Raw genomic sequence first — 13,126 nt, 5'->3', positions numbered from 1 at the left:
GCGGCCTATAGCGGCGCGGCTTCGTCTTTCGCAACCGCAACAACGGCGGGAAACAGGCCGCGCAGGGCATTTCCGAGCAGAAAACCGCCGGTGAGATCGGCCGGCGACAGATCGCGTTCGATCGCGCGCCCGCTGTCGATCAGCTCCGCGCGCAGCACGCCGGGGAGCAGCCCGCGGGCGAGCGGCGGGGTGAGCAGACGGCCGTCCCGTTCCACGAAGACGTTGGTGAAGCTGCCTTCGGTGAGGCAGCCGTCGGCATCGACGAACACGACCTCATCCGCGCCGCCTAACTTTCGCGCGTCATCGTAAAAGGCGCGATCGCTGGTCTTGTGCTGGAGGCGGAAGTCGGACGAAGCCACCGGCAGCGGCGCGAGCGCCACGCGGAACGGCTGGGTAGCCGCGACGGGCGCAGGCGCGCTCTCGATCGCGAGCCGGCCGTTGCGGCTGGCGAGCAGGCGAATGCGCGCTGGCTTGCGCAGGCGAAAGGTCGCCGCCTGCAATTCGTTGCGCGCGCCGTGCCGATCGAAGGAATAGCCAAAGGCGGCGGCGCTGGCCTTCATGCGCGCGAGATGCCGCTCGATCAGCAGGATGCCCGCCTCGGGATCGAAGCGCATCGTTTCGATCAGGTCGGGATCGCGCTGGCCGTGGGTGAGAAACGCACCCTTGGCGAGCGCTTCGTCCCATTCGCTGTCTGCACGGCTGTCCGCGACGATGCCGCCGCCAAGGCCCAGCGTTGCCGTGTCGCTACCCGCCGCAATGTGCAGCGTGCGGATCGCCACGTTGAACTGCGCGTCGCCGCCGGGCGCGAGATGGCCGATCGCGCCGGTGTAGATGCCGCGCGGCGCCTGCTCCACCGTGCCGATCACCTGCATGGCGCGGACCTTTGGCGCGCCGGTGATCGAGCCGCAGGGGAACAGCGCGGCGAGCACGTCGAGCGCCTCCGCGTCGGGGCGCAGCGTCGCCGTGACGGTGGAGGTCATCTGATGCACGGTGGGGTACGCCTCCACCGCGAACAGCTCGGGCACCTTGACGCTGCCGGGCGTGGCGACGCGCGACAGGTCGTTGCGCATCAGATCCACGATCATGAGGTTTTCGGCGCGCTGTTTCTCATCGGTGGCGAGCGCGCCGGCGCTGGCGGCATCGCGCGCCGGATCGGCATCGCGGCGGGCGGTGCCCTTCATCGGGCGGCAGCGCAGCGCGTCGCCCTGGAGGCTGAAGAACAATTCGGGTGAAAAGGACAGAAACGTGTCCGCACCCGTGGCGACGATCGCACCCCAGCCGGCGCCGGCGCGCTGCCGAACCGCGGCGTAGAGCGCCAGCGGATCGCCAAGGAACCGCGCCGTTGCACGAAAGGTCAGATTGGCCTGATAGATGTCTCCGGCCGCGATCAGATCGAGCACCTGGTGCAGCGTCGCGTCGTAATGCTCGCGTGATACGCCAGGCTCCGGCGCGCCGACCCAGGCGCCGGCGGGATCGGGAAGCAGCGCAGGAACGGCGGGCACGTGGTGGCACCTGTCGAACAGGCCGAACCAGAGCAGCGGCGTCGGGGAAGTGTTATGCGCGCGGGCCTGCGGCTCGAAGGCGGCACCCGCCTCATAGGCGAGGAAGCCGGCGGCATGACAGCCATCCGCCACGGCGGCGCGAAGGCGGGCCAGCGCGGGCGGCACCTCTGCCAGGCAGCTTGCCGAAATGATGGCGCTTGGATGCTGGTACAACCGGGCGGGCGCACCATCGGCGCGGGCATCGTCAAGCAGCACGAAAGGCCCGGCAAGCGGCATGCGAACGGCCATGCCTGCCGATCCGCGCCGGGGCAAGCCCGTGCGGCGCCTTGCCGAGCAGGCAGCACGCACGCTAGCGTACCGGGATGAGCCACGGTGATCGCGCCGCGGCGTTGCGCCCGACCGCTGACATCAAGGAAACGCATTGTGACCGACACCGCGACCGAACCCGCCCTGCGCGCGATGATCGTGCCGGTGACGCCGATCGAGCAGAATTGCACGCTGATCTGGTGCACCAAGACCAAAAAGGGCGCGGTGATCGATCCGGGCGGCGATCTGCCGCGGATCAAGGCGGCGATCGCGCAGGCCGGCATCACCGTGGAGAAGATCCTGCTGACCCACGGCCATATCGATCATGCGGGCGAGGCGAAGCCGCTGGCGGACGAGCTGGGCGTTAAGATCGAAGGCCCGCAGGAAGAGGATCGCTTCTGGCTGGCGCGGCTGGGCGACGACGGGCGCAACTGGGGCATTCGCGGCGTGCCGTTCGAGCCTGACCGGTGGCTGGAGGACGGCGACACGGTGACGGTCGGCGAGCTGACGCTGGACGTCTATCACACGCCCGGCCACACCGCGGGGCACGTGATCTTCCACCATGCGCCGTCGAAATTCGCGCAGGTCGGTGACGTGCTGTTCCAGGGCTCGGTCGGGCGCACCGACCTGCCGCAGGGCAATCACCAGACGCTGATCAACTCGATCGTCACCAAGCTATGGCCGCTCGGCAACGAGACGTCGTTCATTCCGGGGCATGGCAAGCCGTCGACCTTTGCGCACGAACGGCAGTGGAACATGTTCGTGAGCGACGACGCGCTGGCGGACTGACGCGGCATTATCCGCAGACAAGACCAGACAAGACAAGGTATGGCGCGACAGACGCCGGTCCGAACAGGGGAGCTGACCGATGAAACTCTACAGCGCGCCGATGCCGGCGCCCAATCCGCGCCGCGTGCGCATGGCGGCGGCCGAAAAGGGGATCGCGCTGGACGAGGTGATGCTCGACCTGCGGCAGCGCGAGCACAAGGCGGCAGAGCATCTGGTGCGCAATCCGCTAGGGCAGGTGCCGGTGCTCGAGCTCGATGACGGGACGATTATTTCCGAGACGGTGTCGATCTGCCGGTATCTCGATGCGATCGCGGGCGAGCCGGTGCTGTTCGGACGAGACGCGCGCGAACAGGCGCTGATCGACATGTGGGTGCGGCGGGTCGAGCTTCAGATCGGCGAGCCGGTGAAGATGTTCTGGCGCCATGCCCATCCCGCCACCGCCGCGCTGCTGATGCAGTTCAAGGATTACGGCGCCTCCAACCGCGCGTTGCTGGATCATGCCATGCGGTGGCTTGATCGCGAGATTGCCGAAGGACGCGGCTTTATCGCGGGTGACGCATTCACCATGGCGGACATTGCGGCGGTGACGATCGTCGACTTCGGGACGCTAATCGGGATGACGCCGCTCGAGGGACGCGAGCATGCGCAGGCGTGGCATGGCCGGGTGGCCGAACGGCCGAGCTACCGTGCGTAGGCGTCGGTTGCCGTCCGCGCCGTCGCCATGCGGTGTGAAGACATCGTGACCGAGGCCGAATTCATCGCTGCCTTGCGCCGCCTGCCGCTGCACCCCGGTGCTTTGGGGTTGGGCGACGATGCCGCGCGGCTGGGCGGCTTCGTGGTGACGACCGACACGTTGGTGGAGGGCGTGCATTTCCTGCCCGACGATCCCGCGGGCGATGTGGCGTGGAAGGCGGTGGCGGTGAACCTGTCCGACCTGGCGGCGAAGGGCGCGGTGCCGGAGGGTATCCTGCTCAACTATCCGCTGTCGGACGACGGGTGGGACCGGGCGTTCGTGGCGGGGCTGGAGGCGTGTCTGGCGGTGCTCGACTGCCCGCTGCTGGGCGGCGACACGGTGTCGCTGCCGGCGGGCGCGTCGCGGGTGGTGACCGTCACGGCGTTCGGGCGCGATGCCACCGCACCGGCACGGTCGGGCGCACAGGCGGGCGATCATCTGTGGGTGACCGGGTGCATCGGCGATGCGGGCGCGGGGCTCGCGTTGGCGCAGGCGGGGGAGGGGCCCGCTGCGCTGCTCGCCGCCTATCGCCGACCGCGGCCGCGCCTCGCCGAAGGGCGGGCGCTGGCGCCGGTCGCGCATGCGATGATGGATGTGTCCGACGGGCTGCTGATCGATGCGTGGCGCATGGCCGCGGCGAGCGGGCTGGCGGTGACGATCGCGCTGGACCGGGTGCCCTTGTCGGCGGCCTATCGCGCCTACGCCGGTGACGATCCGCTGCGCGCGGCGACCGCCGGCGACGATTACCAGTTGCTGTGCGCACTGCCGCCGGAGGAGCGGCCGACGGGGATGGCGACGTGTGTGGGGTCGTTCGCCGAGGGGCGCGGGCTATCGCTGACGCGGCATGGCGCGCCGGTCGCGGTTCCCGAGCGGCTGGGGTTCGAGCACCGGGCCTGAGGGTGTCCCGGTTGTGGCCTCGACAGGCTTCGTCATCCCGGACCTGATCCGGGATCCATGGTGCAGCGAGCGTTGAGACCGGAAGGCGAGCAACGGCGCCTGCGGATCGTTGGATCCCGGATCAAGTCCGGGATGACGTGATGGAGAGGGCCCCGCCTTGCACCATCAACCCAGCTTGCGCTTTCCCTTCATCCGGTTACGCTCGCCCTCCTTAGGAGAACGGCGGCCACCATCCATGAAGGGCGGGGCTGACCGGTGGATGTTTCAGGGAAGGAAAGCGCGATGACCACGGTCACTATCGCCATCCTCTGCGGCCTGCTGGCCGTGGTCTATGGCATCGTCACAAGCCAGCAAGTTCTTCGAGCGTCGCCCGGCAACGAGCGGATGCAGGACATCGCCGCCGCCATCCAGGAGGGCGCCAAGGCGTATCTCGGCCGGCAATATACCACCATCGCCATCGTCGGCGTGATCGTCGCGGTGATCCTGTTCGTGACGCTGGGCACGCTGTCCACCGCCGGTTTCCTGATCGGTGCGATCCTGTCGGGGGTCGCGGGGTATGTCGGCATGAACATCTCGGTGCGCGCCAACGTGCGCACGGCGGAGGCCGCGCGCGGCAGCTTGCAGGGCGGGCTGACCATGGCGTTCCGATCGGGCGCCGTCACGGGCATGCTGGTGGCGGGGCTGGGGCTGCTCGCGATCGCGGGGTTCTTCTGGTACCTGACCGGGCCGGCTGGCTATGCACCCAATGCGCGCGCGATCATCGAGGCGCTGACCGCGCTGGCGTTTGGCGCGTCGCTGATCTCCATCTTCGCGCGGCTCGGCGGCGGCATCTTTACCAAGGCGGCGGACGTGGGCGCGGATCTGGTCGGCAAGGTCGAGGCGGGCATTCCGGAGGACGACCCGCGCAATCCGGCGGTCATCGCGGACAATGTGGGCGACAACGTCGGCGATTGCGCCGGCATGGCGGCCGACCTGTTCGAGACGTACGTGGTGACGCTGGGCGTGACGATGATCTCGATCGCGCTGCTGATCACCGCGTCGCCGGCCGAACTGATGAACCTGATGAGCCTGCCGCTGATCGTCGGGGGCGTGTGCATCATTACCTCGATCATCGGCACCTATATGGTGCGGCTGGGATCGAGCGGGTCGATCATGGGCGCGCTGTACAAGGGGTTCTGGACCTCCGCGATCCTGGCCATTCCGGCGATCTATGTTGCGACGCAGATGACGTTGGGCGACCTCAACGTGCCGATCGGCGCGGCGGGGTTCCTCGATGCACCGACCGACTCCGTGACGAGCGGCGTCGGTGACCTGGCCGCAACGGCGGTCACCGGTGCGCCGGGGGCGGACGCCTTTACCGGCATGGACCTGTTCTGGTGCATGCTGATCGGCCTCGCGGTCACCGGGCTGATCGTGTGGATCACCGAATATTATACCGGCACCAATTATCGCCCGGTGCGATCGATCGCTGCCGCCAGCCAGACCGGGCACGGCACCAACGTGATCCAGGGCCTCGCGATCAGCCTGGAGGCGACGGCGCTGCCGACGCTGGTGATCGTCGTGGCGGTCGTGGCGGCGTACAAGCTGGCCGGGATCATCGGCATTGCCTTTGCCGCGACATCGATGCTGGCGCTCGCCGGCATGGTGGTGGCGCTGGACGCATACGGGCCGGTCACCGACAACGCCGGGGGCATTGCCGAGATGGCGGGGCTGGAAGACGAGGTGCGGCACAAGACCGATGCGCTGGACGCGGTCGGGAACACGACCAAGGCGGTGACCAAGGGCTATGCCATCGGGTCCGCGGGGCTTGCCGCGCTGGTGCTGTTCGGCGCGTACACCACCGACCTCCAGACCTATTTTCCCGACATCCAGGTCGATTTCAGCCTGAGCAATCCGTACGTCATCGTCGGATTGCTGCTCGGCGCGCTGCTGCCGTACCTGTTCGGCGCGTTCGGCATGACCGCGGTGGGCCGCGCGGCGGGCGCCGTGGTGGAGGAAGTGCGCGACCAGTTCCGCAACAATCCCGGCATCATGGAAGGGACGAGCCGGCCCAATTACGGGCGAACCGTCGACCTGGTCACCCGCGCGGCGATCAAGGAGATGATCGTGCCCTCGCTGTTGCCGGTGCTCTCGCCGATCGCGCTCTATTTCATCGTCACGGCGGTGGACGGGCAGGCATCTGGCTTCGCCGCGCTGGGCGCGATGCTGCTGGGCGTCATCGTCTCCGGCCTGTTCGTCGCGTTGTCGATGACGAGCGGCGGCGGCGCGTGGGACAATGCCAAGAAATATATCGAGGACGGCAATTACGGCGGCAAGGGATCGGAGGCGCACAAGGCGGCGGTAACGGGCGACACGGTGGGCGACCCGTACAAGGACACGGCCGGCCCGGCGGTGAACCCGATGATCAAGATAACCAACATCGTCGCGCTGCTGCTGCTTGCCGCGCTGGCGGGGGGCGGGGCAGGGTAAAGCCGCGCTTATATTGCGTCGGGCGGCTGCGCTGCCTATTCCCAAGCCGAACAGGAGCAGTGCAGCAGCCATGACGACCTTTGACGATCGCGAGCGTGCGTTTGAAACCAAATTCGCGCGGGACGAAGAAATGGCGTTCCGCGTTGTCGCTCGGCGCAACCGCCTGCTCGGCCAATGGGCCGCCGAGCTGATGAAGCTGACGCCCGAGGAGGCAGACGCCTACGCCAAGACGGTGGTCCACGCCGATCTGGAAGAAGCGGGCGACGCCGATGTGGTGCGCAAGCTGGTCGGCGATCTGACCGCGGCGGGCGTCGAGATGAACGAAGCGGAAGTCCGCAAGGCGCTGGATGCGCAGACGATCGAGGCGCGTCGCCAGTTGATGGAAGCGCAATAACATGCCGATGGCGGCGGACGAGATTGCGGACCTGATCCGCGCCGGCATTCCCGATGCGGAGGTCGAGATCACCGACCTTGCCGGTGACGGCGACCATTATGCGGCCAAGGTGACGGCGGCATCATTCGCCGGCATGCCGCGCGTAAAGCAGCACCAAGCGGTCTATGCCGCGCTGGGCGGGCGCATGGGCGGCGTGCTGCACGCCTTGCAGTTGACGACAGGCGTGCCGAAATAACCGTCAGCCTGTTTTCAGACGCGTGAAGGACCAAAAATGACCGACGATACCAACGCCCGCATCGACGCGGTGGTGAAGAACAATCCCGTGGTCCTGTTCATGAAGGGCACGCCGCTGTTCCCGCAGTGCGGCTTTTCCAGTCGCGCGGTGGCGATCCTGCAACATCTCGAAACCGAGTTCGAAAGCGTCGACGTGCTTCAGGACCAGGGCATCCGTCAGGGCATCAAGGCCTATTCCGACTGGCCGACCATTCCGCAGCTGTACGTCGGCGGCGAATTCGTCGGCGGGTCGGACATCATGATGGAAATGTACGAGAGCGGCGAACTCGCGACGCTGATCAAGGAAAACGCCGCGGCGGCGTGAAGTCGGGTGCGGGCGGGGCGTCGCGAGATCGAAGAAAGCGACGCACCCGCCCGACTGAAGCGCTAATCTGCGCGATAACCCTTCAGTAGCAGACCTTGTGCCAGTTTGGCTAAGTCGCGCATTTGCTGGGCCTAAAGGGTTAACGAGGCTGCGAGAGCGCGCCGATCTGTAAAGCCGCCCGACACTTATTAGCGAGGTGAGGTCAGGGGACGGGGGCAGCGGCAAGCGCGGCTAGGTCCGCGTGCGTGTCGATGTCGACCAGTGTTGCTGCCGGCGCTTCGACAAGCCGGCCTGCACGGATAAGGTCGCGGGCACCGTGATCGCCGCTGAGCGACAATAGTTCATCGAAACGAGCGCTGCCGAACAGCGCCGGGGGCTTTGGCGCACTGCCGGCGCTTGCCGAGGCGACGACGCTATGCGCGCCGTCAGCGGCTGCCAGCAGCCGCTGGACGTGATGTGCCGAAAGACGCGGCATATCGGCCAGCGCGATCAGCACCGCTGCCGCCCCGTGCCGCTGCGCCGAGCGGATGCCGAGACGGATCGACGAGGCCATGTCGCCGACCGGATCCTCGTTTCTGACCATCTCGAAACCGTGCGCGGCATAATCGATCCGGCACCGCCGCACGATCGCGACCCGTGCCTTGAACGTCAGGCCCGACAAGGTGTGTGCGGCATGGAGGCCCAGCGGCGCGCCATTCACCGACGCATCGAGTTTGCTTTCCGCACCGGCGAAGCGCGCCGACTTGCCGGCGGCGAGAAGGACGAGGATCGTGTCCTCAGCCGCGATCATGGAATGCCTTCACCATCGCCGCGGCGACGGAGAGGGCGATCTCGGCCGGGCCGATCGCGCCGATCGGCAGGCCGACGGGGCCGTCGATCCGGTCGAGGTCGGCCGGCGCGATGCCGGCCGCAGCGAGTCGTTCGAGACGGGCGGCGTGGCTCTTGCGGCTGCCGAGCGCGCCGACATAGGCGGTGTTCGCCGCCAGCGCGGCGATCAGTGCGGGATCGTCGATCTTGGTATCGTGGCTGAGCGTCACCACCGCGGTCGCGGGACCGGGCTTGTAGGTGGCGACCGCTTCGTCCGGCCAGCGATCGTCGAGCGTGGTGTCGGGGAACCGCTCCTCGGTGAGGAAGCGGCCGCGCGGGTCGACCACCACCGTTTCGATGCCGAGCGTGCGGGCGAGGCCGACCAGCGACTGCGCGATCTGCACCGCGCCGACGACGATCAGCCGGCGCGGCGGATCGTAGCGGTTGGCGAAGATCTCGCCCGTTTCCACCGGACGCAGATCTGAGTGGCCGGTTTCGAGATCCGTGGTGACGGTGATCGCCTGTCCATCACCGCGCGCTTCGGCGATGCGGTCGAACAGCTCGGGGTCGAAGCCGTCGGCGCCGACCGGCTGGACCATGACGCTGATCTCGCCGCCGCAGGGCAGGCCGACCTCCCAGGCGCTCGCGTCGGCGACGCCGTATTTCTTCACGGCAAAGGGAGCGCCGGCGATCACCTGCGCCGCGGTGTCGAGGATGTCGCCTTCGACGCAGCCGCCCGAGACCGAGCCTTCGAAGCGGCCGTCCTCGTGCACCAGCATGTGGCTGCCGCGCGGGCGCGGGGCCGAACCCCAGGTGGAGACGACGGTGGCGAGCGCCATGCGGGCACCCTTCCACGACCGGGCCGCGGAAAGGACGGAATCATTGTCGGCCATGGGATTACACCGGGGGAAGCGAGGAGAGCAGTTTGTCGAGTGTAACGGGCATGTCGTAGATGCGCACACCTGTGGCATTGTGGATCGCGTTGACCACCGCCGCGCCCGAGCCGGCGATGCCAAGCTCGCCGACGCCCTTGGCGCCGGCCGGATTGGCGGAATCGTCGATCTCTTCGATGAAATGCGCCTCGATCCGCGGCACGTCGGCGCTCACCGCAACGTGATATTCGCCGAAGTCCGGATTCACGAAGCGGCCATTGCGGGGGTCGACCACGGCATCTTCGGTGAGCGCATAAGCGAGGCCCCAGACCATGCCGCCGACGATCTGGTTGCGGGCGGTCTTCTCGTTCAGCACGCGGCCGATGTCGAACACGCCGAGCATGCGACGCACGCGCACCTCGCCGGTGATCGCGCTGACGGCGACTTCGGCGAATTGCGCGCCGTGGCTCGCCTGGCTGGTGGCCTGCGATTCCTTGCCGGGCGAGGTCTTGCCGCGGGCGGTGATCGGACGATCGCGGACGAGATCGGCAAGCGGGCTGGTGCGGCCGCCGGCGGTGACCGCGCCGTCCTTCAGCCGCAGGTCGTCGGCGGCGGCGTTCATGCGCAGCGCGAGCTCGGTCAGGATATCCTCACAGGCGAGCGCTGCGGCGGCGCAGGCGCTGCCAGCGCCGAACGAGCCGCCCGAGCCGGCACTGGGCGGCAGGTCGGTATCGCCGATCACCACGTCGATGGCGGAGATGGGGAGGCCGAGCATCTCGCCCACGGTCTGCGCCAGAATGGTATAGGTGCCGGTGCCGATATCGGTCATGTCGGTCTTCACCGTGGCGCGGCCGTCGGCGCCGAGGATCACCTCCGCTTCGGCATTCACCGTGAAATTGCCGCGCAAGGCGGCGGCCATGCCCATGCCGATCAGCCACTCACCTTCGCGGCGGCTGCCGGGCGTGGACTCGCGCTTGTCCCAGCCGAAGCGGCGTGCGCCCTCGTCGTAGCAGTCGAGCAGGCGGCGCGTGGTGAAGCGCTTGCCGCTGGTCGGGTCGCGCGTGGGCTCGTTGCGGCGGCGCAGCTCGATGGGATCGAGGCCGAGCTGTTCGGCGAGTTCGTCCATCGCGCATTCGACCGCAAAGGTGCCGATCGCTTCACCCGGCGCACGCACGGCGCCGGTGGCAGGCAGGTCGATGCGGGCGAGATCGGTGCGGAAGCGGCGCGCCTCGCCGGCGTAGAGCGGGAGCGTGCCGAAGGGGACCGGCTCGAGGAAGGCGCTGTCGTCGTTCTGATAAGCGACGCTTTCGTGGCCCATCGCGCCGATCCGACCATCCCGGTCGCAGCCGATGCGCAGCCGCTGCGTCGTGGGGGAGCGGTGGTGGACCATGTACGCGGTCTGGCGACGGGTGAGCGCGACCTTGACCGGCCGGCCGACGCGTTCCGCGGCGATGGCGGCGAACACCGCTTCCTGCCCGACGCCGGTCTTGCCGCCGAAGCCGCCGCCCACATAGGGGGCGAGGACGCGGACGCGATCCTTGTCGATGCCGAGTGCGGTGGCGATCGTGCCCTTGGCGCCGCCGATCACCTGGTTGCTGGAGCGCACCGTCAGCTGCTCGCCCTCCCACCAGGCGAGCGTGGCGTGCGGTTCGAGCGCGGCGGGGAAGTGGATCGGGGTGGTGAAGGTGCGGTCGAGCACGACCTCGGCCTGGGCGAGCGCGGCGTCGAGATCGCCCCTGTTCACCGGGGGCAGGAAGCCGAGCTTGTGATCCTGCTGGACCTCGACTTCGGCGGCGTCGAAGCGACCCGGCTGTTCGTCATAGTGGACGGTGACGCGGCGGGCGGCTTCGCGGGCGACCTCCTGTGTCTCGGCCACGACCAGCGCGATGCCCTGGCCGTAGTGGAATATCTCGTCGCCGCCCATGGTGGGCATGGCGCGCGAATTGCCCTCGCCCGCAGGCATGCGCGGATCGCCGTGAATTACCTTGAGGACGCCGGGCATCGCTTCCGCGGCGGCGGCGTCGATCCCGGTGACGCGGCCGCGGCCGATCGCGGCGGTGACGATCGCCAGATAGGCGGTGCCCTCCGGCGCCTGTTCGAAGGCATAAGGTGCGGCGCCGCTGACCTTCAGCGGGCCCTCGTAGCGGTCGATCGGCTTGCCCAGCAGGCCCTGTTCGGCGCGATCGAGCGCGGCGGGGCGGTAGGGCGCGTCCATCGCGACGTCGCTCATGCGGGCTCTCCGGTCAGATCGCGCAGCACGGTGACGAGCACGCGCCGGGCGAGCGGTATCTTGAAATCGTTGTGGCCGTGGCCGCGCGCGCCGGACAGCAGCGCGTCGGCGGCCGCATCGAAGGCGGCCTGCGTCGGCGCCTGGCCGATCAGCGCGGCCTCGACCGCCGCGTCGCGCCACGGCTGCGGCGCGAGGCCGCCGAAGGCGAGCGCGGCGTGGGTGATCGTGCCCTGTGTCATCGCGACGACGCCGGCGACGGAGACGAGCGCAAAGGCATAGGACGCGCGGTCGCGCACCTTGCGATAGATCTGACGCGCGCCGGTGGGCGGCGCGGGCAGCGCGACATGGGTGACGAGCTCGCCGGGCTCAAGCACCGTTTCGATGTGCGGCGTGTCGCCGGGGAGGCGGTAGAAGTCGGCAAGCGGGATGCGGCGGCGGTCGCCATCCGGCTTCAGCGTCACCACCGCCGCGTCGAGCGCGCGCATCGCGACCGGCATGTCGCCGGGGTGGGTGGCGATGCACTGGTCGCTGCCACCGAGGATCGCGTGGATGCGATTGAAACCGCCCAGCGCGTCGCAGCCGCTGCCGGGCACGCGCTTGTTGCAGCGTGCATGGGTGTCGTAGAAGAAATAGCAGCGGGTGCGTTGGAGCAGATTGCCGCCGGTGGTCGCCTTGTTGCGGAGCTGCCCCGAGGCGCCGGCGAGCAGCGCGCGGCTCAGCACCGGATAATTCGCGATGACACGCGGGTCGGCGGCAAGATCGCTGTTCGGGACGAGCGCGCCGATCAGCAGACCGCCGTCCTTTTCCTCCACCGTGTTCAGATCGAGCCGGCTGATGTCGACCAGCCGTTCGGGCGTCTCCACCTCCAGCTTCATGAGGTCGAGGAGGTTGGTGCCGCCGGCGATGAAGCGGCCGCCCGCCGCAACCGCGGCTTCGGGGCTGTCGGCGCGGCTGTAATCGAATGTCTTCATGCCTCATGCACCTCGCGAATCGCGTCGACGATCGTGGGATAGGCCGAGCAGCGGCACAGATTGCCGCTCATCCGCTCGCTGATCTCGGCATCGTTCAGCACCGGCGCCGACAGGTCATCCGTCACGTGGCTGGGCCAGCCCTTTGCCACTTCGTCAAGCATGCCGACCGCGGAGCAGATCTGCCCCGGGGTGCAATAGCCGCACTGATACCCGTCGTGCCGCACGAACGCCTGTTGCATCGGGTGCAGAGTGTCGGACGATCCGAGCCCTTCGATCGTCAGGATGTCATCATCCTGGTGCATGACCGCCAGAGTGAGACACGCATTGATCCGCCGCCCGTTGACCAGCACCGTACAGGCACCGCACTGGCCATGATCGCAGCCTTTTTTGGTGCCCGTCAGGGCGAACTCCTCACGGAGGACGTCGAGGAGCGAGGCGCGGATATCGGGATCGGCCTCGCGCTTGCTGCCGTTGATGGTGAAGCGCATGGTCGCAGTATGCGTTGCGAACCGAAACGTTCCAAGCCCTATCGCTTAATTTGTCTGGCTGCGCTGGCGA

Annotated in this window: 13 protein-coding genes; 7 read left to right on the top strand and 6 right to left on the bottom strand. The window is 68.3% G+C overall.

The window, feature by feature from the left end:
- Positions 1 to 5: 5 nt before the first annotated feature.
- Positions 6 to 1,790 (bottom strand): aminodeoxychorismate synthase component I, encoded by a 1,785-nt coding sequence (pabB, locus tag SPDO_RS13835; RefSeq protein WP_245829509.1) that lies wholly within the window; start codon positions 1,788 to 1,790, stop codon positions 6 to 8.
- A gap of 171 nt (positions 1,791 to 1,961) precedes the next feature.
- Here pabB and SPDO_RS13830 point away from each other — a divergent pair, with 171 nt between their 5' ends.
- From SPDO_RS13830 to grxD, 7 genes are all read left to right on the top strand, one after another.
- A complete protein-coding gene (locus tag SPDO_RS13830) occupies positions 1,962 to 2,597 on the top strand; it encodes an MBL fold metallo-hydrolase (RefSeq protein WP_088368184.1) in 636 nt (211 codons plus the stop codon).
- Positions 2,598 to 2,676: 79 nt separating this feature from the next.
- Positions 2,677 to 3,291, top strand: coding sequence for a glutathione S-transferase family protein (locus SPDO_RS13825; RefSeq protein WP_088368102.1), 615 nt, complete (start codon positions 2,677 to 2,679; stop codon positions 3,289 to 3,291).
- Positions 3,292 to 3,336: 45 nt separating this feature from the next.
- Positions 3,337 to 4,227 carry a thiamine-phosphate kinase gene (gene thiL / locus SPDO_RS13820; protein ID WP_088368183.1) on the top strand — a complete coding sequence of 297 codons (891 nt, stop codon included), beginning with the start codon at positions 3,337 to 3,339 and terminating at the stop codon, positions 4,225 to 4,227.
- A gap of 282 nt (positions 4,228 to 4,509) precedes the next feature.
- Positions 4,510 to 6,696, top strand: coding sequence for a sodium-translocating pyrophosphatase (locus SPDO_RS13815; RefSeq protein WP_088368101.1), 2,187 nt, complete (start codon positions 4,510 to 4,512; stop codon positions 6,694 to 6,696).
- A gap of 70 nt (positions 6,697 to 6,766) precedes the next feature.
- A complete protein-coding gene (locus tag SPDO_RS13810; RefSeq protein WP_088368100.1) occupies positions 6,767 to 7,090 on the top strand; it encodes a DUF1476 domain-containing protein in 324 nt (107 codons plus the stop codon).
- Position 7,091: 1 nt separating this feature from the next.
- Complete coding sequence (locus SPDO_RS13805) at positions 7,092 to 7,325, top strand: BolA/IbaG family iron-sulfur metabolism protein (RefSeq protein ID WP_088368099.1); 234 nt, start codon at positions 7,092 to 7,094, stop codon at positions 7,323 to 7,325.
- Positions 7,326 to 7,361: 36 nt separating this feature from the next.
- Positions 7,362 to 7,688, top strand: a complete 327-nt coding sequence (gene grxD / locus SPDO_RS13800; RefSeq protein ID WP_088368098.1) for a Grx4 family monothiol glutaredoxin — start codon at positions 7,362 to 7,364, stop codon at positions 7,686 to 7,688.
- A 202-nt stretch (positions 7,689 to 7,890) separates the two neighbouring features.
- On the opposite strand, the gene SPDO_RS13795 is transcribed toward grxD, so the two are convergent.
- Genes SPDO_RS13795 through SPDO_RS13775 form a run of 5 tightly spaced genes read right to left on the bottom strand, consistent with a single transcriptional unit; the run spans position 7,891 to position 13,056 of the window.
- The gene (locus SPDO_RS13795) at positions 7,891 to 8,478 is read right to left on the bottom strand and encodes a nucleotidyltransferase family protein (RefSeq protein WP_088368097.1); all 588 of its coding nucleotides are present in this window, start codon (positions 8,476 to 8,478) and stop codon (positions 7,891 to 7,893) included.
- Positions 8,465 to 9,388, bottom strand: coding sequence for an XdhC family protein (locus SPDO_RS13790; RefSeq protein ID WP_088368096.1), 924 nt, complete (start codon positions 9,386 to 9,388; stop codon positions 8,465 to 8,467). Before SPDO_RS13790 ends, SPDO_RS13795 begins: the two co-directional genes overlap by 14 nt.
- A gap of 4 nt (positions 9,389 to 9,392) precedes the next feature.
- Complete coding sequence (locus tag SPDO_RS13785; protein ID WP_088368095.1) at positions 9,393 to 11,597, bottom strand: xanthine dehydrogenase family protein molybdopterin-binding subunit; 2,205 nt, start codon at positions 11,595 to 11,597, stop codon at positions 9,393 to 9,395.
- Positions 11,594 to 12,568, bottom strand: a complete 975-nt coding sequence (locus SPDO_RS13780) for an FAD binding domain-containing protein (RefSeq protein WP_088368094.1) — start codon at positions 12,566 to 12,568, stop codon at positions 11,594 to 11,596. The genes SPDO_RS13785 and SPDO_RS13780 overlap by 4 nt, the downstream gene beginning before the upstream one ends.
- A complete protein-coding gene (locus SPDO_RS13775) occupies positions 12,565 to 13,056 on the bottom strand; it encodes a 2Fe-2S iron-sulfur cluster-binding protein (RefSeq protein WP_088368093.1) in 492 nt (163 codons plus the stop codon). The genes SPDO_RS13780 and SPDO_RS13775 overlap by 4 nt, the downstream gene beginning before the upstream one ends.
- Positions 13,057 to 13,126: the final 70 nt, after the last annotated feature.

This window comes from Sphingomonas dokdonensis (assembly GCF_002197685.1).
In the GTDB taxonomy this organism is placed as follows: domain Bacteria; phylum Pseudomonadota; class Alphaproteobacteria; order Sphingomonadales; family Sphingomonadaceae; genus Sphingomonas; species Sphingomonas dokdonensis.
Note: the sequence above shows the minus strand (reverse complement) of the source record. Positions and strands in the feature narration are given on the sequence as shown.

Excerpts from the sequence above, each read along its gene's own strand:
- pabB (WP_245829509.1), bottom strand. The coding sequence starts at position 1,790 with ATGGCCGTTCGCATGCCGCTTGCCGGGCCTTTCGTGCTGCTTGACGAT.
- SPDO_RS13830 (WP_088368184.1), top strand. The coding sequence starts at position 1,962 with ATGATCGTGCCGGTGACGCCGATCGAGCAGAATTGCACGCTGATCTGG.
- SPDO_RS13825 (WP_088368102.1), top strand. The coding sequence starts at position 2,677 with ATGAAACTCTACAGCGCGCCGATGCCGGCGCCCAATCCGCGCCGCGTG.
- SPDO_RS13815 (WP_088368101.1), top strand. The coding sequence starts at position 4,510 with ATGACCACGGTCACTATCGCCATCCTCTGCGGCCTGCTGGCCGTGGTC.
- SPDO_RS13810 (WP_088368100.1), top strand. The coding sequence starts at position 6,767 with ATGACGACCTTTGACGATCGCGAGCGTGCGTTTGAAACCAAATTCGCG.
- SPDO_RS13805 (WP_088368099.1), top strand. The coding sequence starts at position 7,092 with ATGCCGATGGCGGCGGACGAGATTGCGGACCTGATCCGCGCCGGCATT.
- grxD (WP_088368098.1), top strand. The coding sequence starts at position 7,362 with ATGACCGACGATACCAACGCCCGCATCGACGCGGTGGTGAAGAACAAT.
- SPDO_RS13795 (WP_088368097.1), bottom strand. The coding sequence starts at position 8,478 with ATGATCGCGGCTGAGGACACGATCCTCGTCCTTCTCGCCGCCGGCAAG.
- SPDO_RS13790 (WP_088368096.1), bottom strand. The coding sequence starts at position 9,388 with ATGGCCGACAATGATTCCGTCCTTTCCGCGGCCCGGTCGTGGAAGGGT.
- SPDO_RS13785 (WP_088368095.1), bottom strand. The coding sequence starts at position 11,597 with ATGAGCGACGTCGCGATGGACGCGCCCTACCGCCCCGCCGCGCTCGAT.
- SPDO_RS13780 (WP_088368094.1), bottom strand. The coding sequence starts at position 12,568 with ATGAAGACATTCGATTACAGCCGCGCCGACAGCCCCGAAGCCGCGGTT.
- SPDO_RS13775 (WP_088368093.1), bottom strand. The coding sequence starts at position 13,056 with ATGCGCTTCACCATCAACGGCAGCAAGCGCGAGGCCGATCCCGATATC.